Raw genomic sequence first — 26,404 nt, 5'->3', positions numbered from 1 at the left:
GCATAATGAAAACGCTGCTGATTATTGATGCCGGACTCGGACAGGCGCGCGCCTACATGGCGAAAACCCTGCTGGGTGCCGCGGCGCCGAAAGCGCACCTTGAGCTGATTGATAACCCGAATGACGCCGAACTGGCCATCGTGCTGGGAACCGCGCTGCCGGCCGATAGCGCGCTGAATGGTAAAAACGTTTACCTGGGCGATATTAACCGTGCTGTCGCCCATCCGGAGCTGTTCCTGGGAGAAGCGAAAGACCACGCTAAGCCCTACGTTGCGCCAGCGGCGGTAGCCGTTCCGGCCGCCGCTCAGGGGCAGAAACGCATTGTCGCGGTCACCGCCTGTCCGACCGGCGTCGCCCACACCTTTATGGCGGCAGAAGCCATCGAAACCGAAGCCAAAAAACGCGGCTGGTGGGTGAAGGTGGAGACCCGCGGCTCCGTTGGGGCGGGCAATGCCATCACCCCGGAAGAGGTGGCCGAGGCGGATCTGGTGATCGTCGCTGCCGATATCGAGGTGGACCTGGCGAAATTCGCCGGCAAGCCGATGTACCGCACCACCACCGGTCTGGCGCTGAAGAAAACCGCCCAGGAGCTGGATAAAGCGGTGACTGAAGCCAAACCGTACCAGCCATCCGGCAAACCTCAGGCGGCTGCTGAAGGGAAAAAAGAGTCGGCGGGCGCCTATCGCCACCTGCTGACCGGCGTCTCCTATATGCTGCCGATGGTTGTGGCCGGGGGCCTGTGTATCGCGCTCTCCTTTGCCTTCGGGATCAAAGCGTTTGAAGTGAAAGACACCCTGGCGGCGGCGCTGATGCAGATCGGCGGCGGCTCGGCCTTCGCGCTAATGGTGCCGGTACTGGCAGGCTTTATCGCCTTCTCCATTGCCGACCGTCCGGGTCTGACCCCGGGCCTTATCGGCGGTATGCTGGCGGTTAGCGGCGGCTCCGGCTTTATCGGAGGGATCATCGCTGGTTTCCTTGCCGGTTATGTGGCGAAAGCCATCAGCACGAAGCTGAAATTGCCGCAGAGTATGGAAGCCCTGAAGCCAATCCTGATCATTCCGCTGGTCTCCAGCCTGATCGTGGGTTTGGCAATGATCTATCTGATCGGTAAACCGGTAGCCGGTATCCTCGCCTGGCTGACCCATTGGCTGCAAACCATGGGCACCGCCAACGCGGTTCTGCTGGGCGCGATCCTCGGCGCGATGATGTGTACCGACATGGGCGGGCCGGTAAACAAAGCGGCCTATGCCTTTGGCGTTGGCCTGCTGAGTACCCAGACCTATGCGCCGATGGCGGCGATCATGGCGGCCGGTATGGTGCCACCGCTGGCGATGGGTATCGCGACGCTGGTAGCGCGCAATAAGTTCGACAAAGGGCAGCGGGAAGGGGGCAAAGCCGCGCTGGTTCTTGGCCTGTGCTTTATCTCGGAAGGGGCGATTCCTTTTGCCGCCCGTGACCCGATGCGCGTTCTGCCGTGTTGTATCGTCGGCGGCGCGGTAACCGGCGCTATCTCCATGGCGGTCGGCGCGAAACTGATGGCGCCGCACGGCGGGCTGTTTGTTCTGCTGATCCCGGGGGCGATTACGCCGGTGCTGGGCTACCTGCTGGCGATTGTTGCCGGAACGCTGGTGGCGGGCCTTGCCTACGCGGTGCTGAAACGCCCTGAGGCGCAAACAGCGGAAGTTGAAAAAGCGGCATAATCCTACCGCAATAAAAAGGGCCGATTGTTCGGCCCTTTTTTTGTCTCTATTTACGCCACTTCGGCAATCTGCTGCGCCCGCAGCCAGGCAATCTCTTCCGCCCAGATATCCGGGTTGATGGTTTCCAGAATCAGCGGAATACCGTCGAAGCGGCTGTCCTGCATGATCCAGCTGAAGCAATCGTGGCCGATGTTGCCTTCCCCCAGGCTGTGGTGACGGTCGACCCGGCTGCCGAAGGCGCTCTTGGCATCGTTGAGATGCATGCCGCGCAGATACTGAAAACCGACGATGCGTTCGAAGGCGGCGAAGGTTTTTTCGCAGGCTTCGGCGCTGCGCAGGTCGTAGCCGGCGGCGAAAGCATGGCAGGTATCGATGCAGACGCCGACGCGGGATTTATCTTCCACACCGTCGATGATGGCCGCGAGGTGCTCGAACTTAAAGCCGAGGTTGCTGCCCTGGCCAGCGGTGTTTTCGATCACCGCAGTAACGCCTTCGGTCTTCGCCAGCGCGATATTGATCGATTCGGCGATGCGCGCCAGGCACTCCTCCTCCGGGATCTGCTGCAGATGGCTGCCGGGGTGGAAGTTGAGCAGCGTCAGTCCCAGCTGCTGGCAGCGGGTCATTTCATCAATGAAGGCATCACGGGATTTTTCCAGCGCTTCTTCCACCGGGTGGCCAAGGTTAATCAGGTAGCTGTCGTGCGGCAGGATCTGCCCCGGGCCAAAGTGATACTTTTCACAGGCGGCTTTGAATTCGGCGATGGTCTCGTCGCTGAGCGGCGCGGCGCGCCACTGGCGCTGGTTCTTGGTGAAGAGGGCGAAGGCGGTTGCTTCGATTTCGGCGGCGCGAATGGCGGCATTGGCCAGTCCACCTGAGGCGCTCACGTGCGCTCCTACGTATTTCATAAAAAAAACTCCAGTTAAAGCCGCTGGGGGGTGGGTAATGATAGCGGCTTAACTGGAGAAAGATGTAGTGCTTTATGCCATCAGGCTGTGGATAGCGACGTTAATGACCCCGCCGCCGACAATCAACCAGACGAACAGCATCAGCGCCATCAGCAGCGGTTTCGCCCCGGCTTTTTTCAGCGCGCTGACGTGGGTGGTGACCCCGAGGGCGGCCATTGCCATCGCCAGCAGGACGGTATCCAGCGTCACCAGCATATCCACCACGGCTTTCGGCAGCAGATGGAAGGAGTTAAACACCGCCACCAGGATGAACATAATGGCGAACCACGGAATGGTGATTTTGCTTTTCTCGCCGTTGCCTGCCGGGGTCAGCTGTTTAACACGCGCCGCCAGGAACAGCAGGAACGGAGCCAGCATCATGACGCGCAGCATTTTGGCGATAACCGCAGCGTTCTCCGCGTCCGGGCTGACCGCATGGCCGGCGGCAACAACCTGCGCCACTTCATGCATGGTGGAGCCCATATAGATCCCGTAGGTCTCCGGGGTAAACCAGTGCGCCAGCAGCGGGTACATCGCCGGGTAGAGGAAGATGGCGATGGTACCGAAGATAACCACTGTAGCGACGGCAACCGTCACTTTACTGGCTTCGGCTTTGACCACCGGCTCGGTGGCGAGCACGGCCGCCGCGCCGCAGATGCTGCTGCCGGCGCCGATCAGCCAGCTGGTGTGTTTATCGAGACCAAACACTTTCTGGCCAAGGAAGCAGGCGATGAAAAAGGTACTGGAGAGCGTCAGAACGTCAATCAAAATACCGCTCACGCCGACGTCGGCAATCTGGGCGAACGTCAGGCGAAAGCCGTAGAGGATGATCCCCAGGCGCAGCAGATGCTGCTTGGCGAAGATCACCCCGCCGTCGCAGGGCTGCCAGATTTTCGGGTAGACCGTGTTGCCGACGACCATCCCGAACAGGATAGCGAGGGTCAGGGCGCTAAAGCCCGCGCCGGCGATGGCCGGGAAACTACCGGCCCACAGGGCGGCGCCGGTCAGAGCGGCGGTCAGCGCCAGGCCTGGGACAAAATGCCACAGGGAACGATGTTTGGTGGGTAAAGTGAGTGCTGTCATAACCTTCTCCTTTGTCTGCCTAAAGGTTACGCCGCGCGGGATTAAATATAAAATTGATTATATGTTTATAATCAATCGTAATAAGTGGTTAATGGCCGCTTCGCCGGTTACAACGGGGCGAGAGCGGGTTAGGCAGAAGCAGGGCGGTCTCGCCGGCAAGACGATGATTTTGTGATATAAGCGGATTTTCCTTCCGTCAGCCGCCTCGATTTGTGTCACCATAGTAAGGAAGGTTATTCAGGTTGGATTACTAAACGGGTGGGTTATGCATATTACGCTGCGGCAGCTGGAAGTGTTCGCCGAAGTCCACAAGAGTGGGTCGACCACTCAGGCGTCACAGATGCTGGCGCTTTCGCAATCCGCGGTCAGCGCCGCGCTGACCGATCTGGAAGGGCAGCTCGGCGTGCAGCTGTTTGACCGCGTCGGTAAACGACTGGTGGTGAATGAGCATGGACGGCTGCTGTACCCGCGTGCGCTGGCGCTGCTGGAGCGGGCCCTGGAGATCGAGCAGCTGTTTCGCGGCGATAACGGGGCGATCCGAGTCTACGCCAGCAGCACCATCGGCAACTATATTATGCCGGAGATTATTGCCCGCTATCGTCATGACTTCCCGGATCTGCCGGTCGAGCTGAGCGTCGGCAACAGCCTGGACGTCATCAACGCCGTCGCCGACCTGCGGGTGGATTTCGGCCTGATTGAGGGGCCGTGCCATGCCGCCGATATTATTGCCGAGCCGTGGCTGGAGGATGAACTGGTGGTGTTTGCCGCGCCCAACTCACCGCTGCTGGCGGGGGAGGTGACCCTGCAGCAACTGGCTGAGGCGCCGTGGATCCTGCGCGAGCATGGCTCCGGCACCCGGGAGATTGTCGATTACGTTCTGCTGTCGCATCTGCCGGCGTTTCATCTGGGCATGGAGCTGGGTAATTCAGAGGCGATCAAGCACGCGGTCAGGCATGGCCTGGGCATCAGCTGTCTATCGCGGCGGGTGATTGCCGAACAGCTTGCCTCGGGCACGCTGGCGGAGCTGAAAGTGCCATTGCCCCGGCTGACGCGCACGCTGTGGCGGATCCATCACCGGCAGAAGCATATTTCTAAAGCATTACAACGTTTTCTGCACTATTGCCAGGTGTAGCAGCCCGGTTTTATCGCCTGATTACGGGGGGAATTCGCTGGCAATTCCGCAGGTTAGTGCTTTACTAATAATTTGCGGGCGATCATGAAGCTCTCTTATAACTTTGCATTTGTACCGGATGGAACCCCGATCGTCTGCTACAATCGCGCCTCATTTTTTGGATGGATAGCATTATCACATGGTTTCGGAAACTAAAACCACAGAAGCGCCCACGCTACGTCGTGAACTGAAGGCGCGCCACTTGACCATGATCGCCATCGGCGGTTCCATCGGTACGGGTCTTTTTGTTGCCTCTGGCGCAACCATTTCGCAAGCAGGTCCCGGCGGGGCGCTGCTGTCTTATATTCTGATCGGTTTGATGGTCTATTTCCTGATGACCAGCCTCGGCGAGCTGGCGGCGTTTATGCCGGTATCCGGTTCCTTCGCCACCTACGGGCAGAATTATGTTGAAGAAGGCTTCGGCTTCGCGCTGGGCTGGAACTACTGGTACAACTGGGCGGTGACGATCGCCGTTGACCTCGTGGCCTCACAGCTGGTGATGAGCTACTGGTTCCCCGACACTCCGGGCTGGATCTGGAGCGCCTTGTTCCTCGGCATCATGTTCCTGCTGAACTGGATCTCGGTGCGCGGCTTTGGCGAGGCGGAATACTGGTTCTCGCTGATAAAGGTAGCCACTGTCATTATCTTTATCATCGTCGGCGTGATGATGATTGTCGGCATCTTCAAAGGGGCGCAGCCAGCCGGCTGGAGCAACTGGGGGATCGCGGATGCGCCGTTCGCCGGCGGTTTCTCGGCGATGATTGGCGTGGCGATGATTGTCGGCTTCTCGTTCCAGGGCACCGAGCTTATCGGCATCGCTGCCGGTGAATCTGAAAATCCGGAGAAGAACATTCCGCGCGCGGTGCGCCAGGTCTTCTGGCGTATCCTGCTGTTTTACGTCTTCGCGATCCTGATTATCAGCCTGATCATTCCGTATACCGATCCGAGTCTGCTGCGCAACGATGTGAAGGATATCTCCGTCAGCCCGTTCACCTTGGTGTTCCAGCATGCTGGTTTGCTGTCGGCGGCGGCAATCATGAACGCCGTTATCCTGACTGCCGTGCTGTCGGCGGGTAACTCCGGGATGTACGCCTCCACGCGTATGCTGTACACCCTGGCCTGCGACGGTAAAGCGCCGCGTATTTTCTCGAAGCTGTCGCGTGGCGGCGTGCCGCGTAACGCGCTGTACGCGACCACCGTGATCGCGGCGCTGTGCTTCCTGACTTCCATGTTTGGCAACCAGACGGTGTACCTGTGGCTGCTGAACACCTCCGGGATGACGGGCTTTATCGCCTGGCTGGGTATTGCGATCAGCCACTATCGTTTCCGTCGCGGCTACGTCCTGCAGGGTAACGATATTAATAATCTGCCGTATCGTTCCGGGTTCTTCCCGCTGGGGCCGATCTTCGCCTTCGTGCTGTGCCTGATCATCACCCTCGGACAGAACTATGAAGCGTTCCTCAAGGACACCATTGACTGGGGCGGCGTGGCGGCGACCTACATTGGTATTCCGCTGTTCCTCGTCATCTGGTTTGGTTACAAGCTGGCGAAAGGCACCCGCTTTGTTCGCTACAGCGAAATGACCTTCCCGGACCGCTTTAAGCGTTAATCTTCGCGATTGTGCGATAAAAGCCCTCTGTGAAGAGGGCTTTATATTGCTGGCAAAGTGCAATCTTCAGGGATTGCCCGGCTGCGCTGCGCTTGCGCGGGCCTACAGATAACCGCGTAACTGATTGATATTGCGATGTTTCGTAGGCCTGGTAAGGCGGAAGCCGCCACCCGGCAGACATGTGAGCACAATAACGAAGACAGATTTGTCATCACCCGCAAGCCCTCTGAACAGAGGGCTTTTTTTTATGTTTGTGCGGTTACAGCTTGTCACAATTCTTCATAATTATATTGATAATCGTAATCATTATCTTTATCATTTTCGCCCATTACGGATGAAGCCACTCCCCGTCTCTGCCGCTTGTACAGACTGACACCGGGCGACCAGCCACATCGACGAGAAAACAGCGCGAGCATGCCGCCGACAGAGCGGCAAGCCGCCAGCGCGTGTGAGCAGCACCTTGTTGTTTGTTTGGTTGTACACCTCATGGAGATTTGGAATGTTCAGGTTAAACCCTTTTATCCGGGCGGGATTGTCTGCGTCCGTCGTATCGTTGGCGTTTCCGGCTCTGGCCGATGTGAATGAAGAAACGCTGGTGGTGACCGCCTCGGCCACTGAACAGAATGTCAAAGACGCGCCGGCGAGCATCAGCGTCATCACCCAACAGGATTTACAACGCAAGCCTGTTCAGAACCTGAAAGACGTGCTGCGCGATGTGCCTGGGGTCCAGCTCACCAACGAAGGGGATAACCGCAAGGGCGTTAGCATCCGCGGTCTGAGCAGCAGCTATACCCTGATCCTGGTCGACGGCAAGCGCGTTAACTCGCGGAACGCCGTCTTCCGCCACAATGACTTCGACCTTAACTGGATCCCGGTGGATGCTATTGAGCGTATCGAAGTGGTGCGCGGCCCGATGTCCTCCCTCTACGGCTCCGATGCGCTCGGTGGGGTGGTCAACATTATTACCAAAAAAATCGGCCAGAAATGGACCGGGACGCTGAGTGCTGATACCACTATTCAGGAGCACCGCGATCGCGGGGATACCTGGAACGGCCAGTTCTTCACCAGCGGCCCGCTGATCGACGGCGTACTTGGAATGAAGGCCTACGGCAGCCTGGCAAAACGCGCCAAGGACGATCCGCAGTCATCCAGTAATGCCACCGGCGAGACGCCGCGCATCGAGGGCTTCACCAGCCGCGATGGCAATGTTGAATTCGCCTGGACGCCGAACGAAAACCACGATTTTACCGCAGGCTACGGCTTTGACCGTCAGGATCGCGATTCCGATTCCCTTGACCGCAACCGCCTTGAGCGGGAGAACTACTCTCTGAGCCATAACGGCCGCTGGGATATCGGCAACAGCGAGCTCAAGTTCTACGGCGAAAAGGTGGATAACAAAAATCCAGGGCAGAGCGGGACTATTACCTCGGAAAGCAATGCCATCGACGGCAAGTATGTCCTGCCGCTGGGCATGATTAACCAGCTGGTGACCTTCGGCGGCGAATGGCGCCACGACAAACTGAAAGATCCGGTCAACCTAAGCAGCGGCGGCCAGTCAACGTCGGCCAGCCAGTACGCCCTGTTTATCGAAGACGAATGGCGCATCATCGAGCCGCTGGCGCTGACCACCGGCATTCGTATGGACGACCATCAGACCTATGGCGATCACTGGAGCCCGCGCGCCTATCTGGTGTATAACGCCACCGATACCGTCACCGTCAAAGGCGGCTGGGCGACGGCGTTTAAAGCCCCGTCGCTGCTGCAGCTTAACCCCGACTGGACCACCAACTCCTGCCGCGGCTCGTGCAGCATCGTCGGTAACCCGGATCTGAAACCGGAAACCAGCGAAAGCTTCGAGCTCGGTCTCTACTACCGCGGGGAAGAGGGCTGGCTTGAAATGTCGAAGGCAGCATCACCACCTTCCAGAATAATGTCGACGACATGATCGACGTTCTGCGCACCTCCAGCGCCAGCGAAGCGCCGGGCTACCCGAACTTTGTCGGCTGGAAAACCGTCAACGGCAAGCGCGTGCCGATCTTCCGCTATTTCAACGTCAACAAAGCCCGCATCAAAGGGGTAGAGACGGAGGTGAAGATCCCGTTTGGCGATGAGTGGAAGCTGACGGTGAACTACACCTACAACGATGGTCGCGATCTGAGCAATGGCGGCGACAAACCGCTGCAGACGCTGCCGTTCCATACCGCCAACGGCACGCTCGACTGGAAACCGCTGGACGATTGGTCCTTCTACGTGACGGCCAACTATACCGGCCAGCAGCGCGCGGTGAGCGCCACCGGCAAAACGCCGGGCGGCTACACCCTGTTTGACGTTGGCGCGGCATGGCAGGTGACCAAAAACGTGAAACTGCGCTCCGGGGTGCAGAACGTGGGTGATAAAGATCTGAGCCGGGACGACTACAGCTATACCGAAGAAGGCCGTCGCTACTTTATGGCGGTGGATTATCGCTTCTGATTGCCGGCGCTAAAACGCATCCTGTAGGCCTGAACATGCGCCGCGAAGCAGCTTCGCGGCGCATTGGCGTTTAGCCAAAGAGATGCTGCGCATGGAAGCGCAGATGGTCTTCAATAAACGAGGCAATGAAGTAATAGCTGTGGTCGTAACCGGGCTGGATGCGCAGCGTTAACGGCCAGGCCTTCTGCCGCGCGACCTCCGCCAGTACCGCCGGCTGCAGCTGTCCGGCAAGGAATGGATCGTTGTCGCCCTGATCGATAAGCGTCGGCACGGCGTCCTCCGGCCGGCTGGCCTGCATCAGCGCACAGCTGTCCCAGGAGTGCCATGCCGATTCATCCGCGCCGAGATAGGCGGTAAACGCTTTCTTGCCCCACGGGACCTGGGAGGGATTGACGATCGGCGCGAAGGCGGAGACGCTGGCGTAGCGGCCGGGATTTTTGAGCGCCATAATGAGCGCGCCGTGGCCGCCCATCGAGTGGCCGCTGACGGCGCAGCGTTCGCCGACGCTAAACTCGCTACGAATAAGCGCGGGCAGTTCGTCACGCAGGTAATCATACATTCGGTAGTGCGCCGCCCAGGGCGCCTCGGTGGCGTTCAGGTAGAAGCCGGCGCCTTGTCCGAGATCGTAACCGTCGTCGTTGGCCGCCTCGTCACCGCGCGGGCTGGTATCCGGCATCACCAGCGCGATGCCCAGCTCGGCGGCAATGCGCTGGGCGCCCGCCTTGGTGGTAAAGTTCTCATCGTTACAGGTCAGCCCCGACAGCCAGTACAGCACCGGCGGCGGCGTTTCGCGCTCAGGCGGTAAAAAAATGCTGAACGTCATGGCGCAGTTCAGGACAGGGGAGTGATGACGCCAGCGTTGTTGCTGGCCGTCAAAACAGCGATGCTCTTCAAGCAGTTCCATGCAAGGCTCCTCGGAAGGGATGTGCGCGTAAACGTTCATAATACAGATATTTCATTAGCCGGTGAGCAACTTTCACTTTCTCCTTTTGAGAACTTACTGCATCATTAATGCAACTTATAGCCAACATGCCGGTGTAGCGACGGCGCTTATGAATGCGTACAGCGGTTGGAACATTCCGGATACGGCGATAAGGATTTGGCGTCGCGCCTGAGGCATGGCTTCGCTCCCTAATAAAAGGCAGCGCCAATTTCAATAATTATCGTTACGGCTACTGGATTCTGTGCGCCACCTCACGCACAATGAATACAAACTTTGCCCCCAGAAAAAGCAAAGAGCGCCACACCTGCAGGAGAAACATAAATGTCATCACTGAGTAAAGAAGCCGTCCTCGTTCATGAAGCGCTGGTCGCTCGTGGGCTGGAGACGCCGATGCGTGCGCCAGTACAAGAAATTGATAACGAAACACGCAAGCGTTTGATTACCGGTCATATGACCGAGATTATGCAACTGCTGAATCTGGATCTGAGTGATGACAGTCTGATGGAGACCCCGCATCGCATCGCCAAAATGTATGTCGATGAGATCTTCTCCGGGCTGGATTATTCTCGCTTCCCGAAAATCACCGTCATTGAAAACAAAATGAAGGTCGATGAAATGGTCACCGTGCGCGATATCACCCTGACCAGCACCTGCGAACACCATTTCGTTACCATCGATGGTAAAGCGACGGTAGCCTATATCCCGAAAGATTCGGTGATCGGCCTGTCGAAAATCAACCGCATCGTGCAGTTTTTCGCCCAACGTCCGCAGGTCCAGGAGCGTCTGACGCAGCAGATCCTGATCGCGCTGCAGACGCTGCTCGGCACCAACAACGTGGCGGTATCCATTGACGCGGTGCATTATTGCGTGAAGGCGCGCGGCATTCGCGACGCGACCAGCGCCACCACCACCACCTCTCTCGGCGGCCTGTTTAAATCCAGCCAGAATACCCGCCAGGAATTCCTGCGCGCAGTACGTCACCACAACTAAAACGGAGCAGGGTGCATGGAGAGAAATGTCACGCTGGACTTTGTCCGCGGCGTCGCCATCCTCGGTATCCTGCTTCTCAATATCAGCGCCTTCGGCTTGCCGAAGGCCGCTTATCTCAATCCCGCCTGGTCAGGAAGCGCGTCCCTTAGCGATGCCTGGACCTGGGCGCTCCTCGACCTGCTGGCGCAGGTGAAGTTTCTCACCCTGTTCGCGCTGCTGTTTGGCGCCGGTCTTCAGCTATTGCTTCCGCGAGGGAAGCGCTGGATCCAGTCGCGGCTGACGCTGCTGGCGCTGCTCGGTTTCATTCACGGTCTTTTTTTCTGGGATGGCGATATTCTGCTGGCCTATGCCCTGGTGGGGCTGGTGAGCTGGCGCATGGTGCGTGAGGCGCACCATGTCAAATCGCTGTTCAATACCGGGGTGGTGCTCTACCTCACCGGCATTGCAGTGCTGGTCCTGTTGGGGCTGATCTCCGGGACCGCGGCGAATCGCTCGTGGGCGCCGGACGCGGCGAACCTGCAGTATGAGCAGTACTGGAAGCTGCACGGTGGCATGGAGGCGGTCAGCAACCGGGCGGATATGCTATCTGACAATCTGCTGGCGCTGGGCGCGCAGTATGGCTGGCAGCTGGCTGGGATGATGCTGATGGGCGCGGCGCTGATGCGCAGCGGCTGGCTGAAGGGGCAGTTTAGCCTGCGTCACTACCGGCGTACCGGCGCGCTGCTGGTGGCGGCCGGCATGGCGGTCAATCTGCCGGCAATATTCGCCCAGTGGTATCTGGCCTGGGACTATCGCTGGTGCGCGTTTTTACTGCAGGCGCCGCGCGAACTTAGCGCCCCGCTGCAGGCTATCGGCTATGCCGCGCTGGCCTGGGGCTACTGGCCGCAGCTCTGCCGTTTCCGCCTGGTGGGCGCTATCGCCTGCGTCGGACGCATGGCGCTGACCAACTACCTGCTGCAGACCCTGATCTGCACCACCCTGTTTTATCATCTTGGGCTGTTTATGCGCTTCGATCGTCTGCAGCTGCTGGCCTTTGTCCCCCCCATCTGGGCCGTTAACCTCCTTGTCTCATCGCTCTGGCTGCGCCGCTTCCGCCAGGGGCCGGTGGAATGGCTGTGGCGTCAGTTAACCCTGCGTGCGTCAGGCACATCATTGAAAGACACATCCAGATAACGATCTCGATCACAATCATTAACAAAACGGATGTAAACGTTTCCAGCCGTGTGACCTCACTCACGCAGCGGACCGCGGGTCGCTGCCAGAATAGCCTCCTTGCTAAGCACAGGAGGTGAATGTGACGTGCTGTAATTCTCTTAAGGTCGCTGAGTATGATCACCATTCGTGATGTCGCCCGCCAGGCGGGCGTTTCCGTGGCCACCGTGTCGCGGGTGCTGAATAACAGCGCGCTGGTGAGTCCGGATACGCGCGACGTGGTGATGAAAGCGGTGACCCAACTGGGCTACCGGCCCAACGCCAACGCCCAGGCGCTGGCCACCCAGGTCAGCGATACCATCGGCGTGGTGGTGATGGACGTCTCCGACGCCTTCTTCGGCGCGCTGGTGAAAGCAGTGGATACCGTTGCTCAGCAGCATCAGAAATATGTGCTGATCGGCAACAGCTATCATGAGGCGGAAAAAGAACGTCACGCCATCGAGGTGCTGATCCGTCAGCGCTGCTCGGCGCTGATCGTCCACTCGAAAGCGCTGAGCGATGATGAACTGAGCGACTTTATGCAACATATCCCGGGGATGGTGCTGATCAACCGCATCGTGCCGGGGTATGCCCATCGCTGCGTAGGGCTCGACAACGTCAGCGGCGCGCTGATGGCCACCCGTATGCTGCTCAATCATGGTCACCAGCGCATCGGCTATCTCTCCTCAAACCACGGCATTGAAGATGACGATATGCGCCGGGAAGGGTGGAGCAAAGCGCTGCAGGAGCAAGGCATCATCGCCCCGGACAGCTGGATCGGTTCCGGCTCCCCGGATATGCAGGGCGGTGAAGCGGCGATGGTCGAACTGCTGGGGCGCAATCTCGGCCTCACCGCGGTGTTTGCCTATAACGACAGCATGGCGGCCGGCGCGCTGACGACGCTGAAGGACAACGGCATTGTCGTGCCGCAGCATCTGTCGCTGATTGGCTTTGATGATATTCCTATTTCCCGTTACACCGATCCTCAGCTCACCACCGTGCGCTATCCGGTAATGTCGATGGCAAAGCTGGCCACCGAGCTGGCGCTGCTGGGGGCGGCCGGCAAGCTGGATCGCGAGGCGACGCACTGCTTTATGCCGACGCTGGTGCGCCGTCATTCCGTTGCCCAGCGGCAAACTGTGGGGCCGATCACTAACTGACGCGATCGCGGGATGTAACCGCTTTCAATTTGTGAGTAAATTCACAGTATATTAACATTCGCCTGATTATGATGGCAGCGTTTACCAGTCTGAACCACGAGGTGATGGATATTCCTCACTTTATTTAGTAGGAACAAGGCGTTAAACGAGTTTTACAGTCGTATTTTTCTGGAGCGTTACCCGACACGGAAGACCGAATTTTCGTCGTGAAATGCGTTGTGCGGTAACACTAATGCAACAAATCCCGCCTGCATTTTCTCACAATAATGACCCTGCATAATAAAACCGGAGATTCCATGAATAAGAAGGTGTTTACCCTGTCTGCTGTAATGGCTGGTCTGTTATTTGGCGCCGCCGCACACGCAGCAGATACCCGTATCGGCGTGACGATTTATAAATATGACGACAACTTTATGTCGGTAGTGCGTAAGGCGATTGAAAAAGATGGCAAATCCGCGCCAGACGTCCAACTGTTGATGAATGATTCGCAGAACGACCAGTCGAAACAAAACGATCAGATTGACGTGCTGCTGGCGAAAGGAGTGAAGGCGCTGGCGATTAACCTGGTTGACCCGGCCGCCGCAGGTACGGTGATTGAAAAGGCGCGCGGGCAGAATATTCCGGTGGTGTTCTTCAACAAAGAGCCTTCCCGCAAAGCGCTGGATAGTTATGACAAGGCTTATTACGTCGGTACCGACTCGAAAGAGTCCGGGATTATTCAGGGCGATCTGATCGCCAAGCACTGGAAAGCCAACCCGAACTGGGATCTGAATAAAGACGGTCAGATCCAGTACGTTCTGCTGAAAGGCGAGCCGGGCCATCCGGATGCGGAAGCGCGTACCACTTACGTTATTAAAGAGCTGAATGATAAAGGTCTGAAGACCCAGCAGCTGCAGCTGGATACCGCGATGTGGGATACCGCCCAGGCGAAAGACAAAATGGACGCCTGGCTCTCCGGCCCGAATGCCAACAAGATTGAAGTGGTGATCGCTAACAACGACGCCATGGCGATGGGCGCGGTTGAAGCGCTGAAAGCGCACAACAAGAGCAGCATTCCGGTGTTCGGCGTTGATGCCCTGCCGGAAGCCCTGGCGCTGGTGAAATCCGGCGCGATGGCCGGTACTGTGCTGAACGATGCCAACAACCAGGCAAAAGCGACCTTCGAGCTGGCGAAAAACCTTGCCGACGGGAAAGACGCCGCGGCAGGCACCAACTGGAAAATTGACAACAAGATTGTTCGCGTCCCCTACGTGGGCGTCGATAAAGACAACCTGAGCCAGTTTACCGGCAAATAATCGTGATGTGAGTTGCGGGCGTGGGTTATCCACGCCCGATTATTCCTGATACAGAACCAGACTCCTGCTGGCGCTAGTGCGCCGGACGGGGCTTGCATGAACGCAGCCAGGTATAACTATGGTCAGCAATAATAGCGAACGGTCAGGCGAATATTTGTTGGAGATGAGCAACATCAACAAATCGTTTCCTGGCGTCAAGGCTCTTGATAATGTCAACCTGAAGGTTCGTCCGCACTCCATTCATGCGTTAATGGGTGAGAACGGCGCCGGTAAATCGACATTATTAAAATGCCTTTTTGGGATCTATCAAAAAGATTCCGGTAGCATTCTTTTTCAGGGAAAAGAGATCGATTTCCATTCGGCGAAAGAAGCCCTGGAAAACGGTATTTCGATGGTGCATCAGGAATTAAACCTGGTATTACAGCGTTCGGTCATGGATAACATGTGGCTCGGGCGCTATCCAACTAAAGGCATGTTTGTCGATCAGGACAAAATGTACCGGGATACCAAGGCCATTTTTGATGAGCTGGATATTGATATCGATCCGCGCGCCCGCGTCGGTACCTTATCGGTATCTCAGATGCAGATGATTGAGATCGCGAAGGCGTTTTCCTATGACGCCAAAATCGTCATCATGGATGAGCCGACGTCATCGCTGACGGAAAAAGAGGTCAACCATCTGTTTAAGATCATCCGTAAGCTGAAAGATCGCGGCTGCGGTATCGTCTATATCTCGCATAAAATGGAAGAAATTTTCCAGTTGTGCGATGAAATAACCATCCTGCGCGACGGCCAGTGGATCGCCACCCAGCCGCTGGAAGGGCTGGATATGGATAAGATCATCGCCATGATGGTCGGGCGTTCGCTTAACCAGCGTTTTCCGGATCGCGAAAACACTCCGGGCGAAGTGATCCTCCAGGTGCGCAATCTCACCTCGCTGCGCCAGCCCTCCATTCGCGATGTCTCCTTTGACCTGCATAAGGGCGAAATTCTCGGTATCGCCGGCCTGGTGGGCGCTAAACGCACCGACATCGTGGAGACCCTGTTCGGCATCCGTGAGAAGGCCAGCGGCACCATCACGCTGCACGGCAAGAAGATCAACAACCACAGCGCCAACGAGGCGATTAACCACGGTTTTGCGCTGGTGACCGAGGAGCGGCGCTCTACCGGGATTTACGCCTATCTGGATATCGGGTTTAACTCGCTGATCTCCAATATTAAGAAATATAAAAACAGCATCGGCTTGCTGGATAACTCGCGAATGAAGAGCGATACCCAATGGGTTATTGACTCGATGCGCGTCAAAACCCCCGGTCAGCATACGCAGATTGGCTCGCTTTCCGGTGGTAACCAGCAAAAGGTCATTATAGGCCGCTGGCTGCTGACCCAGCCGGAGATCCTGATGCTGGATGAGCCAACGCGCGGTATCGACGTCGGCGCCAAGTTTGAAATCTATCAGCTGATTGCCGAACTGGCTAAAAAAGACAAAGGGATCATTATTATTTCTTCCGAAATGCCGGAACTGCTGGGGATTACCGACCGCATTCTGGTGATGAGCAACGGCCTGGTCGCGGGCATTGTTGAGACTAAAACCACCACGCAAAACGAAATACTGCGTCTTGCGTCATTGCACCTTTAAGATCAGGGGCTTCACATGAGTGCGTTAAATAAAAAGAGTTTTCTCACTTACCTGAAAGAGGGTGGGATATATGTTGTCCTTCTGGTCCTGCTGGCCATTATTATTTTCCAGGATCCGACATTTTTAAGTCTGCTCAACCTGAGTAATATTCTGACCCAGTCCTCGGTGCGTATTATTATTGCCCTCGGCGTGGCCGGACTTATCGTCACGCAGGGGACCGACCTCTCCGCCGGCCGTCAGGTGGGTCTGGCGGCGGTAATTGCCGCCACCATGCTGCAGGCGGTGGATAATGCCAATAAGGTATTCCCGGATATGGCGACCATGCCGATCCCGCTGGTGATCCTGCTGGTGTGCGCCATCGGGGCGGTCATCGGCCTGATTAACGGGATCGTCATTGCCTACCTGAACGTGACGCCGTTTATTACCACTCTCGGCACCATGATCATCGTGTACGGCATTAACTCGCTGTACTACGACTTCGTGGGCGCGTCGCCGATCTCCGGCTTCGACAGCCACTTCTCCCATTTCGCGCAGGGGTTTGTGGCGCTGGGCTCCTTCCGCCTGTCCTACATTACCTTCTACGCGCTGATTGCCGTCTTCTTTGTCTGGATCCTGTGGAACAAGACGCGCTTTGGCAAAAACATTTTCGCTATCGGCGGTAACCCGGAAGCGGCGAAGGTCTCCGGGGTTAACGTAGCGTTAAACCTGCTGATGATCTATGCCCTCTCCGGCGTGTTCTACGCCTTCGGCGGCCTGCTGGAAGCCGGACGTATCGGTTCGGCGACCAATAACCTCGGCTTTATGTATGAACTGGACGCCATCGCCGCCTGTGTGGTGGGCGGCGTATCGTTCAGCGGCGGGGTAGGGACGGTGTTTGGCGTGGTGACCGGGGTGATTATCTTCACCGTCATCAACTACGGCCTGACCTATATCGGCGTCAACCCTTACTGGCAGTACATTATTAAGGGGGCGATTATTATCTTCGCCGTGGCGCTGGACTCCCTGAAATACGCCCGTAAGAAATAAGATTGAACGCATCAAAAACCCGCGCCTGGCGCGGGTTTTTTTATATCTGAAACGAATGCGTTGATGGAGGCTACTTTTCTTTCTGCAGCTCCAGCAGCTGCTCCGGGGTGACGGCCGGGTAGGACTGGGCGTCATCCGGCACGTCATGCTGCTGCGCCGGAATCGGGATGAGAGGGCCGAGAAAGCGCGGTTCCCGTTTGAAGATATAGAGGTCCGCCAGCGCGCCAAAGCGGGCGCCGAACTCGCGCAGCCGCACGCTCCACATATCCTTCGGCGACGGCACCGCGTAGCACTGGGCCTGGATCCCCATATGCAGGGCGATAAACAGCGCCCGTTCGCAGTGGAAGCGCTGGGTGATGATAATGAAGTCGTTGGTGTCGAACACTTTCCGGGTACGGACGATCGAGTCGAGGGTACGGAAACCGGCATAGTCCAGTACGATATCCGCGGGATCGACGCCGCCTTTAATCAGGTCCCGACGCATGGTCATCGGTTCATTGTAGCTTTGCAGAGCATTATCGCCGCTCAGCAGGAGATAGTTGACCTTGCCGCTGTTGTAGGCGTTCAGCGCACCCTGGATGCGGTAACGGTAATACTGATTGATGACGCCGGTGCGGTAATATTTGGCGGTGCCCAGCACCACACCGACCTGACGGTAGGGCAGGTCCTGCAGTTCATCATAGATATAGGGCGCGGTTTTCCAGCTCATCCAGCGGTCAAGGCCCAGCACGGTCAACAGCAGCAGGCCGAGCAGGACTAACAGGCTGTAGAACGCACGCTTTAACATGAACTTGGCTCAATAATAGACAACGGAGTCTTCAGGCTACTTTACCCGCCGGGTAAGCGCAAGAAACCCGCGTTTGATTGCGGGGATTTTCAGCAATATAGACAGATCGCCGAACGCAGGCCGGGTAAGGCGTGAGCCGACACCCGGGCATAGGGATCTTCAGCTCGCCATGGCGCGAACCGTAGGTCGGGTAAGCGTAGCGCCACCCGACACCTAACGGTATAAAAGGTCGGCCGGATAAGCCGAAGACGCCGTCCGGCAATCTGCTCAGGCTGATCAACCTAACAGGACGCGCTCAATATTGTGGCAGCCCAGCGCCTTCAGGGTGGCGACGGTGGCATCCCACTGGATCAGCGCCGCGTCGGCTTTCTCCGCCAGGATTGCCCGCTGGATAGCGGGATAATCATAGCCGTTGAGGCTCAGGAGATTCAGCGCCCCCTGCAGCGGCGGCAGCGTCGGGTTGAACGCTGCGTTTTCCGCATAGCTACCGCTGAAAATGGTACCGTCTTTCAGCTCCAGCGCCACGCCGGAAGGCGAGTGGCTGTAGGGCGCATGGCAGCGGTTGGCGGCCTGAATAGCTGCCTGGGTTAGGGCATCGCCGCTGACCGGGAAGCCATGGTCCTGTTCATCCATCAGCAGGGTTTTGATCTCCAGGTCTTTCGGGCCAAAGGCGTCCGGCAGATAGTGCTCCAGGGCATGCGCTTCGCGACCCGGCAGATGAATGCGCAGCGCCAGCCCGCTGTTCAGTTCGTTCATAAACTGACGGCAATGACCGCACGGCGTGTAGTTCACCGTGATAGCGCGCAGGGAGGTCTCGCCGCGCAGCCAGGCGTGGCTGATGGCGCTCTGTTCCGCGTGAACGGTCTGCTGCATGGTAGCGCCGAGAAACTCCATGTTGCCGCCAAAGTACCAGCGGCCGCTGACGCCGCGGGCGATAGCCCCGACGTTAAAATGAGAAAGGTCGGGGCGCGCGCAGGCAGCGGCAAGCGGCAGTAGCGCAAAAGCCAGCGCGTCTTCGTCCAGACCTGTCGCATGCTGCAGCGTCGCCACCTGATCGGCTTCGAGCAGCGCCGGGAAATGCGGGTCGGCGAGCATGGGGGCGATGGCCGCCTGCAGATCTGCTGCCAGAGTCGTCAAAGCAGCTTGAAAACGTGAGTGCATAGCGTTGCCTCATAACAGTGTAATGGGAAGTCAGTGTACGGGCGGCCAGCGGTTCCATATGTGATGAATATCTCATTTTTTATGCAACTCCGATTTGTTGCATTAAAAAATGTGATTTAAATCACTATTAACCTACCACTGCGAGGATCAGCGGAAATAAGAACGGCGCCATCAACGAGGTGATGATCCCGCACAGCACCAGCGCCAGTGAGCTAAACGCGCCTTCCTGATAGTCCAGCTCGGCGCAGCGGGCCGTGCCGAGGGCGTGCGAGGCGGTGCCCATTGACAGGCCGCGCGACGCTTTGGTGCGAATGCGCATCAGGTTAAGCAACGTATGCCCAAATACCGCGCCGAGGATGCCGACAAAAATTACGCACACGGCGCTGATGGCCGGAATGCCGCCGATGCTGCCGCTAACCGCCATAGCAATCGGCGTAGTGACTGACTTAGGCAGAATAGAGGCGGCGATTTGCGGCGTGGCGCCCATCAGCAGAGCGACGGTGGTGCCGGTGATCATCGCCACGCAGCTGCCGATAAAGCAGATGGTAATGATAGATTTCCAGCGGGCGCGGATCTGGTGCAGCTGTTCATACAGCGGGAACGCAAGGGCCACTACCGCCGGCTGCAGCAGATCGTTCAGGACTTTGCTGCCGGCAAAATAACGCTCATAGGAGATCCCGGTCAGCAGAAGAAATGGAATAATCACCACCATCGCCACCAGCAGCGGGTTGAGCAGCGGGAACTTAAAGCGGGCCGCCAGTTTGCGGGCGAGAAAAAAGACGATCAGGGTTAGCGGTAGCGACCACCAGATTTCATGCATCATTCTTCTTTTCCTTTTTGGCCAATCACTTTACGTTCGCCATGCACCAAATGGGAGCTCCAGCTCACCACTACAAACACCACCAGCGTACTGATGGCGCAGGAGATAACGACAGGCCCCAGCTGGGCGCGCAGCAGATCCCAGTACTGCATCACCCCAACGCCGATCGGCACGAACAGCAGCGCCATATAGCGGATCAGGATATTACAGCCGGGGTTGACCCATTGCGGCGGCATAATTTGCAGCGCCAGCAGCACGAAGAGGATCAGCATGCCGATGATGCTGCCGGGGATAGTGATAGGCAGCAGCCCGGCGATAAAAATTCCGGCGTACAGGCAGGCGTAAATCAGGACGAAAGCCCGCAGGTACTGCCAGATAATAGTCAGCGATTTACTCATGGTAATAACCCTTGATGAAGTGCATTCATCATACAATTAATCCCTAAAATGTGCTACCGATCACATCATGAATTCTATGCATAGCGCTGATAGCTTACGGGAACCATGGTCTCACCCGTCAGGGCCCGACACCTTGCGGCTCAGGCGGGATCGCTCCCCACGCTACCTTGCTGGATGAGGCGCGGCAAATAAAGGCGAATGGGACGCCACAGACCCCTGTAAAGCATAGAGATTATCTCGCCGCTTTGCCGCATCGAGCGTGCGGGGAACGGCGTGCGTCTGGTCCGACGCATTGAGCGCTTTCAACCAGCGCCCGGAGGCGCTACCATAGCGCCTCTTTTTTTTCCGGGTAACGATATGCGTGTTCTACTGGCGCCGATGGAAGGCGTGCTCGATTCGCTGGTGCGTGAGCTGCTGACCGAGGTTAACGATTACGATCTCTGCATCACCGAATTTCTGCGCGTGGTGGATCAACTGCTGCCGGTAAAATCGTTCTACAGGCTATGCCCGGAACTGCATCACCAGAGCCGCACGCCGTCCGGCACCCGCGTCCGCGTCCAGCTGCTGGGACAATATCCCGAGTGGCTGGCGGAAAATGCCGCCCGCGCGGTGGCGCTGGGTTCATGGGGGGTGGATTTAAACTGCGGCTGTCCGTCGAAGCTGGTAAACGGCAGCGGCGGCGGGGCAACGCTGCTGAAAGATCCAGAGTTGATCTATCGCGGCGCGAAAGCCATGCGAGAGGCGGTTCCCGAGCATCTGCCGGTGACGGTGAAAGTTCGTCTTGGCTGGGACAGCGGTGAACGGCGCTTTGAAATCGCCGACGCGGTGCAGCAGGCGGGGGCCAGCGAACTGGTGGTTCACGGCCGTACCAAAGAAGATGGCTACAAAGCCGAACGCATCAACTGGCAGGCGATCGGCGAGATCCGCCAGCGCCTGACTATCCCGGTGGTCGCCAACGGTGAAATCTGGGACTGGCAAAGCGCCCAGGATTGTATGGCTGTCACCGGCTGCGATTCGGTGATGATTGGCCGCGGGGCGCTCAATGTGCCGAACCTCAGCCGGGTGATCAAATACAATGAACCGCGCATGCCGTGGCCGCAGGTGGTCCAGCTGTTGCAAAAATATACCCGCCTGGAAAAGCAGGGTGATACCGGTCTGTATCATGTGGCGAGAATTAAGCAGTGGTTAGGCTATTTACGCAAGGAATATACCGAGGCGCTGACCCTGTTTAATGAAATTCGCGCCCTGCAAACGTCTGCTGAAATAGCGGCGGCGATCGGCCGCTATTAACCGCCATACTGTTATTCGCTTCACATATTATTACTTGCATGCCTATTGATGATAGGCATGGGTTGAATAAAGTGATAATGTGCGGTCAATCAATTCAGGATTGCTACTGAACTCAGGCAAAACCTAAGCACTTTCGTCATTCGTGGCGCAAAGTGCTTAGGTTTTTTTTTGGTAAAAATTCAGGGTGGATAAAATGATGATGTAAAACAATGAGATGCGAATAACGATTTCTCTGGCATTGTCGCGGTTTTATTACCGACGGACGCTTTTTGCCATTCATTTTTAAAAAAAGAAAACGGGTAAATAAATAGCCTGGGGATCCCCTTTGTTTTTATTCAGTCACGGTGGATATCACAATGCATAACAAAAAAATAAATCAGCTTTTGATCGGCGCTATGCTGGCGGCCATGGCGCCTGCCGTGAGCGCCGCGGACATCCCGGCGTGGAACGGCAGCGCGCTGGGGTTTGAAGCCGGGCAGCAAGGTCTGCTGGGCGATATGCTAGGCATTCGTCCGATCCTTGAAGAAAACGGCTTTCATTATAATCTCGGCTATCTTAACGAGATGGCCTACAACGCCGGCGGCGGTTATGACCATGATAAACACCTGGCCTATATTGACCAGGTGGCGCTGACCTTTACCCAGGATCTGGAGCGCTGGACCGGCATACCGGATGCGCGTCTCGAAGGCAACATCGTCAACCGCAACCACGATGATAATCTCACCACGAAACGGCTGCAGGATCCGCGGGTGAGTTTCAACGATCTATCGCAGGAGAGCTGGGGCGGCGGGTCGATTACCCGCCTTGGCTGGCTCACCTTTGCCCGCAGCTTTGACGACCGCCGCCTGACCTGGCGCATCGGCATGATGAACAAGGTGCAAACCTTCGACCAGATCATACCCTGCGATTTTCAGCTGCTGACCCAGTGCGGTGGGAAATCGGCCAACTCGCTGACCTGGAATAACTGGAACATTCATACCTGGGGCACCACCCTGGAGTACAAGCTGACGCCGACCGTCACCCTGAAAGGCGGAGTGATGGAGCAAAACCCGCAGGCTACCGCGCGCAGCCACGCGTGGAGCTGGTCGACGAAGGGTAGCAAAGGCATCTTACTGCCAATGGAGATCGAAACCCGTCCGCTGATTAATGGCCTGCCGGGAGCCTATAACCTTGGCGTGGTCTGGACTAACGCGCCGCAGAGCGACCTCTACAGCGGTAAATCCGGCGGCGCCGGGGCGACCGATCCGCAAGGTTACGCCGAGCACGACAGCACCTGGTTTATGTACGCCGGCCTGAACCAGCAGATCACCCGCCACGCCGACGACCCGCTGCGGGGGATGAGCGTCTCACTGAGCGGCAGCCTCAGCGACCAGCGCAGCAACTATATCCACTCCGCCGTCGCCGCCTCCATGCGCTACCGCGGTCTGTTTGACGCCCGCCCGGAGGACTGGATTGGCTTCGGCCTGACGTGGATCGACATGAGCAGCCACTACGCACGTAATCAGCGCTATATGAATCAGATAAGCGGCGCCACCGACTATAACGATCCGGCTTACCAGCCGGTGGCCGGTCATTCGCTGAACGGTGAGCTCTATTATCGCTTCCGCCCGGTCTCCTGGCTGGAGCTGCAGCCGGGCCTGCAGTACTGGCACCGTCCGGGCGGCGTCGCGCAGACCCAGGACGCGTGGGTAGTGGAGTGGAAAACCGTCGTGACCTTCTGATAGTCGCGATCTTAATCACGTTTTTTCACTTGTCAGGTTGAGCGCGCAGCAGAAGTTGTTACAGTGCGGGTGTTGGATTGCAACTGCTGCGGCAGGCAAAACCTGATCACCTGGCGTTTCGTCGGGGGTCAGGTTTTTTTGTTTCTGGGGTCTATATGCAAATCGCCAAAGTACTCAATAACAATGTGGTGGTGGTTCTCGACGAGCACCGGCGCGAACAGGTGGTGATGGGGCGAGGGCTGGCCTTTCAGAAACGCCCGGGCGACGTGCTGGACGACAGTAAAATTGAAAAAGTTTTCGCCTTACAAAGCGATGAGCTGGTCGGCCGCTTAGGCGAGCTGCTCAGTCAAATACCGTTAGAAGTGATGACCACCTGCGATCGCATTATCGACCTGGCACGCGGACGGCTGGGCAAGTTACAGGAAAGTTTGTACATCACGTTAACGGATCACTGTCATTTTGCTATCGAGCGGCAGAAAAAGGGCATCGCACTGCGTAACGTGCTGCTGTGGGAGATTAAGCGGCTGTATCCGAAGGAGTTCGCGCTGGGCCAGGAGGCAAGGGCCATCATTGCCAAAAGGCTCGGCGTGGAGTTGGCGGAGGACGAAGCCGGATTTATCGCCCTGCATCTGGTGACGGCGCAGCTCAACAGCGAAATGCCGGAGGTCATGCACGTGACCCGGGTGATGCAGGAGATCCTGCAGCTGGTGAAGTATCAGCTGCAGCTTAACTACGATGAAGAGTCGCTGAGCTATCAGCGTTTCGTCACCCACCTGAAGTTTTTCGCCCAGCGGATGCTGACGCGCACGGTGGTGGAAGATGACGACGTCTCGCTGCACAGCGCGGTGAAAGATAACTACGCCAAAGCGTGGAAGTGTGCGGAAACGGTGGCGACGCATCTGCAAAAGCAGTATCAGCGGTCGCTGACCACCGAAGAAATTATGTTTCTTGCCATTCATATCGAACGGGTAAGAAAAGAGGGGCGTTAATTCTCCCCAACAAAACTGGATTGTTACTGCATGATGCAGGCAAAACCTGAGCGCGACGCCCACCGGCGTGGTTCTCGGGTTTTTTATTTTTTACTACTCAGTCGCCGGTTGTCTGCGGGCAGCGGCAGTAAGGAAAAGAGCATGGAATATAAAGCACTCGCGCAGGATATTCTCAACCGCGTCGGCGGCAAAGAGAACATTGTGAGTCTGGTTCACTGTGCGACACGTCTGCGTTTTAAACTGAAGGATAACGGCAAAGCCGATGCCGAAGGGCTGAAAGCCAATCCGGGCGTGATTATGGTGGTGGAGAGCGGCGGCCAGTTTCAGGTGGTGATTGGCAACCACGTTCACGACGTCTGGCTGGCGGTGCGCCAGGAGGCGGGGCTAAGCGATGACAGCGAACCGGTTGCCGAGGAAAAAGCGGCCAAAGGATCGGTGTTAAGCCAGCTTATCGACATCATCTCCGGCATTTTTACACCGTTTATCGGCGTGATGGCGGCAACCGGTCTGCTGAAAGGCCTGCTGGCGCTGGCGGTGACCTGCGGCTGGCTTACGCCGGAGCAGGGGACTTATAAAATCTGGTTTGCCGCCAGCGACGCGCTGTTCTTTTTCTTCCCGCTGTTTCTTGGCTATACCGCCGGGAAGAAGTTTGGCGGCAACCCGTTTATCTCGATGGTGATTGGCGGGGCGTTAACCCACCCGCTGATGATTCAGGCCTTTGAAGCCAGCCAGGCGCCGGGCGCGGCGGTGGAGCACTTTCTCGGCATTCCGGTGACCTTTATCAACTACAGCTCGTCAGTGATCCCGATTATTCTCGCCTCATGGGTCTGCTGCTGGCTGGAGCGCAAGAGCAACGCGCTGTTGCCGTCATCGATGAAAAACTTCTTCAGCCCGGCCATCTGCCTGGCGGTGGTGGTCCCGCTCACCTTCCTGGTGATTGGCCCGGTCGCCACCTGGCTGAGCCATCTGCTGGCCAACGGCTACCAGTTCATTTATGCGTTTGCGCCATGGCTGGCGGGCGCGGTACTGGGCGCCATGTGGCAGGTGTGCGTTATTTTCGGCCTGCACTGGGGGCTGGTGCCATTGATGATCAATAACATGACGGTGCTTGGTCACGACTCCATGCTGCCTATTATCCTCCCGGCGGTGATTGCCCAGGTGGGCGCCGTGCTCGGTATTTTCCTCGCCACCCGCGATGCGCGTCAGCGGGTGCTGGCCGGTTCCGCCTTCTCCGCCGGGCTGTTCGGCATCACCGAGCCGGCTATCTATGGCCTGACTCTGCCGCTGCGCCGTCCGTTTATCTTCGGCTGTATCGCCGGAGCGATTGGCGGGGCGATCACTGCCTTTAGCAACAGTTATGCCTACTCGTTTGGCCTGCCAAACATCTTTTTCCCGGCGCAAATGATCCCGCCCGGCGGGATTGACGCCAGCGTCTGGGGCGGGCTTATCGGCACCGGCGTGGCTTTCGTGCTCGCCTGCGTGCTGACCTTCTTCGCCGGCCTGCCGCGCGCCAGCGCCGCACCAGGCGCCGTGACGGTAGCCCCGGCCTCGGCAAACGATATTCTGGCGCCGATGAGCGGCAGCGTTATCGCCCTCGAGCAGGTGCCGGATAGCACCTTCGCCAGCGGCCTGCTGGGTAAAGGGGTCGCCATTATCCCGGCGGTGGGCCAAGTGATTGCCCCGTTCCCGGGCGAAGTGGCCTCCCTGTTTCAGACTAAACACGCCATCGGCCTGCAAAGCGACAGCGGCATTGAGCTGCTGATCCACGTCGGCATCGACACGGTCAAACTCGACGGCGTGCCCTTTACCGCGCATGTGAAAGAGGGCGACAGGGTACAGGCCGGCGATCTGCTGATTGAGTTTGATCGCCAGGCGATTCTGGACGCCGGCTACGACCTGGCGACCCCGATCATTATCAGCAACAGCGACGACTACCGGGAGATTGATACGGTGGCGTCCAGCACCGTCGAAGCCGGTCAGCCGCTGTTGTCAGTCAGCCATTAATCACAGGAGAA

Annotated in this window: 23 protein-coding genes and 1 other annotated feature; of the genes, 16 read left to right on the top strand and 7 right to left on the bottom strand. The window is 57.6% G+C overall.

Annotated features, from left to right (window positions below):
• Nucleotides 1-5: 5 nt before the first annotated feature.
• Nucleotides 6-1,700, top strand: coding sequence for a fructose-specific PTS family enzyme IIB'BC component (locus KPHS_36630; protein YP_005227963.1), 1,695 nt, complete (start codon nt 6-8; stop codon nt 1,698-1,700).
• Nucleotides 1,701-1,750: 50 nt separating this feature from the next.
• On the opposite strand, the gene KPHS_36620 is transcribed toward KPHS_36630, so the two are convergent.
• Together KPHS_36620 and KPHS_36610 are read right to left on the bottom strand one after the other, a co-directional pair.
• Nucleotides 1,751-2,584, bottom strand: coding sequence for an endonuclease IV (locus tag KPHS_36620; protein YP_005227962.1), 834 nt, complete (start codon nt 2,582-2,584; stop codon nt 1,751-1,753).
• A 93-nt stretch (nt 2,585-2,677) separates the two neighbouring features.
• On the bottom strand, nt 2,678-3,727 hold the full coding sequence (locus KPHS_36610; RefSeq protein ID YP_005227961.1) for a YeiH family protein: 1,050 nt from the start codon (nt 3,725-3,727) through the stop codon (nt 2,678-2,680).
• Here KPHS_36610 and KPHS_36600 point away from each other — a divergent pair.
• The 5 genes from KPHS_36600 to KPHS_36560 all read left to right on the top strand — a co-directional run bounded on the left by KPHS_36600 (nt 3,705) and on the right by KPHS_36560 (nt 8,979).
• On the top strand, nt 3,705-3,902 hold the full coding sequence (locus KPHS_36600) for a hypothetical protein (RefSeq protein YP_005227960.1): 198 nt from the start codon (nt 3,705-3,707) through the stop codon (nt 3,900-3,902). The two genes, KPHS_36610 and KPHS_36600, sit on opposite strands and share 23 nt — an antisense overlap.
• A 90-nt stretch (nt 3,903-3,992) precedes the next feature.
• Complete coding sequence (locus tag KPHS_36590) at nt 3,993-4,859, top strand: putative DNA-binding transcriptional regulator (RefSeq protein ID YP_005227959.1); 867 nt, start codon at nt 3,993-3,995, stop codon at nt 4,857-4,859.
• 178 nt (nt 4,860-5,037) lie between these two features.
• Nucleotides 5,038-6,507, top strand: a complete 1,470-nt coding sequence (locus KPHS_36580; protein ID YP_005227958.1) for a lysine transporter — start codon at nt 5,038-5,040, stop codon at nt 6,505-6,507.
• Nucleotides 6,508-7,006: 499 nt separating this feature from the next.
• A complete protein-coding gene (locus KPHS_36570; protein ID YP_005227957.1) occupies nt 7,007-8,452 on the top strand; it encodes a ferric iron-catecholate outer membrane transporter in 1,446 nt (481 codons plus the stop codon).
• Nucleotides 7,007-8,979: a sequence feature (potential frameshift: common BLAST hit: gi|152971132|ref|YP_001336241.1| colicin I receptor), on the top strand. Its footprint overlaps the gene before it by 1,446 nt.
• Nucleotides 8,449-8,979 (top strand): colicin I receptor, encoded by a 531-nt coding sequence (locus KPHS_36560; protein YP_005227956.1) that lies wholly within the window; start codon nt 8,449-8,451, stop codon nt 8,977-8,979. (Overlaps the previous feature by 531 nt.) The genes KPHS_36570 and KPHS_36560 overlap by 4 nt, the downstream gene beginning before the upstream one ends.
• A gap of 70 nt (nt 8,980-9,049) precedes the next feature.
• Here the strand turns inward: KPHS_36560 and KPHS_36550 are convergent, their stop codons facing one another.
• On the bottom strand, nt 9,050-9,883 hold the full coding sequence (locus KPHS_36550) for a putative esterase (RefSeq protein ID YP_005227955.1): 834 nt from the start codon (nt 9,881-9,883) through the stop codon (nt 9,050-9,052).
• Between the two features lie 360 nt (nt 9,884-10,243).
• Between KPHS_36550 and KPHS_36540 the strand changes: the two genes are divergently transcribed.
• From KPHS_36540 to KPHS_36490, 6 genes are all read left to right on the top strand, one after another.
• Entirely contained in the window at nt 10,244-10,912 is a 669-nt protein-coding gene (locus KPHS_36540) for a GTP cyclohydrolase I (RefSeq protein YP_005227954.1), read from the top strand.
• 15 nt (nt 10,913-10,927) lie between these two features.
• A complete protein-coding gene (locus tag KPHS_36530) occupies nt 10,928-12,085 on the top strand; it encodes a DUF418 family protein (protein ID YP_005227953.1) in 1,158 nt (385 codons plus the stop codon).
• A gap of 155 nt (nt 12,086-12,240) precedes the next feature.
• Nucleotides 12,241-13,263, top strand: coding sequence for a DNA-binding transcriptional regulator GalS (locus KPHS_36520; protein YP_005227952.1), 1,023 nt, complete (start codon nt 12,241-12,243; stop codon nt 13,261-13,263).
• Between the two features lie 266 nt (nt 13,264-13,529).
• On the top strand, nt 13,530-14,558 hold the full coding sequence (locus tag KPHS_36510; protein YP_005227951.1) for a galactose ABC transporter substrate-binding protein: 1,029 nt from the start codon (nt 13,530-13,532) through the stop codon (nt 14,556-14,558).
• A 118-nt stretch (nt 14,559-14,676) separates the two neighbouring features.
• A complete protein-coding gene (locus tag KPHS_36500) occupies nt 14,677-16,197 on the top strand; it encodes a methyl-galactoside transport system ATP-binding component (RefSeq protein YP_005227950.1) in 1,521 nt (506 codons plus the stop codon).
• Nucleotides 16,198-16,212: 15 nt separating this feature from the next.
• On the top strand, nt 16,213-17,223 hold the full coding sequence (locus KPHS_36490; protein YP_005227949.1) for a beta-methylgalactoside transporter inner membrane protein: 1,011 nt from the start codon (nt 16,213-16,215) through the stop codon (nt 17,221-17,223).
• Nucleotides 17,224-17,293: 70 nt separating this feature from the next.
• Here the strand turns inward: KPHS_36490 and KPHS_36480 are convergent, their stop codons facing one another.
• The 4 genes from KPHS_36480 to KPHS_36450 form a co-directional block, all read right to left on the bottom strand.
• Nucleotides 17,294-18,010: an outer membrane permeability protein SanA gene (locus KPHS_36480; protein ID YP_005227948.1), complete on the bottom strand. Its 717-nt coding sequence runs from the start codon at nt 18,008-18,010 to the stop codon at nt 17,294-17,296.
• Nucleotides 18,011-18,286: 276 nt separating this feature from the next.
• The gene (locus tag KPHS_36470; RefSeq protein YP_005227947.1) at nt 18,287-19,171 is read right to left on the bottom strand and encodes a cytidine deaminase; all 885 of its coding nucleotides are present in this window, start codon (nt 19,169-19,171) and stop codon (nt 18,287-18,289) included.
• A 127-nt stretch (nt 19,172-19,298) separates the two neighbouring features.
• Nucleotides 19,299-19,994 carry a CidB/LrgB family autolysis modulator gene (locus KPHS_36460; RefSeq protein ID YP_005227946.1) on the bottom strand — a complete coding sequence of 232 codons (696 nt, stop codon included), beginning with the start codon at nt 19,992-19,994 and terminating at the stop codon, nt 19,299-19,301.
• Nucleotides 19,991-20,389 carry a CidA/LrgA family protein gene (locus KPHS_36450; RefSeq protein ID YP_005227945.1) on the bottom strand — a complete coding sequence of 133 codons (399 nt, stop codon included), beginning with the start codon at nt 20,387-20,389 and terminating at the stop codon, nt 19,991-19,993. Before KPHS_36450 ends, KPHS_36460 begins: the two co-directional genes overlap by 4 nt.
• A 357-nt stretch (nt 20,390-20,746) precedes the next feature.
• Here KPHS_36450 and KPHS_36440 point away from each other — a divergent pair, with 357 nt between their 5' ends.
• From KPHS_36440 to KPHS_36410, 4 genes are all read left to right on the top strand, one after another.
• Complete coding sequence (locus tag KPHS_36440) at nt 20,747-21,679, top strand: tRNA-dihydrouridine synthase C (RefSeq protein ID YP_005227944.1); 933 nt, start codon at nt 20,747-20,749, stop codon at nt 21,677-21,679.
• 356 nt (nt 21,680-22,035) lie between these two features.
• Nucleotides 22,036-23,400, top strand: a complete 1,365-nt coding sequence (locus KPHS_36430) for a carbohydrate porin (protein ID YP_005227943.1) — start codon at nt 22,036-22,038, stop codon at nt 23,398-23,400.
• Between the two features lie 77 nt (nt 23,401-23,477).
• A complete protein-coding gene (locus KPHS_36420; RefSeq protein YP_005227942.1) occupies nt 23,478-24,389 on the top strand; it encodes a putative transcriptional antiterminator in 912 nt (303 codons plus the stop codon).
• A gap of 30 nt (nt 24,390-24,419) precedes the next feature.
• Nucleotides 24,420-26,393 (top strand): PTS system transporter, encoded by a 1,974-nt coding sequence (locus tag KPHS_36410; RefSeq protein YP_005227941.1) that lies wholly within the window; start codon nt 24,420-24,422, stop codon nt 26,391-26,393.
• The last annotated feature ends 11 nt before the right edge of the window (nt 26,394-26,404 follow it).

Source organism: Klebsiella pneumoniae subsp. pneumoniae HS11286, from assembly GCF_000240185.1.
GTDB classification, from domain to species: Bacteria; Pseudomonadota; Gammaproteobacteria; order Enterobacterales; family Enterobacteriaceae; genus Klebsiella; species Klebsiella pneumoniae.
Note: the sequence above shows the minus strand (reverse complement) of the source record. Positions and strands in the feature narration are given on the sequence as shown.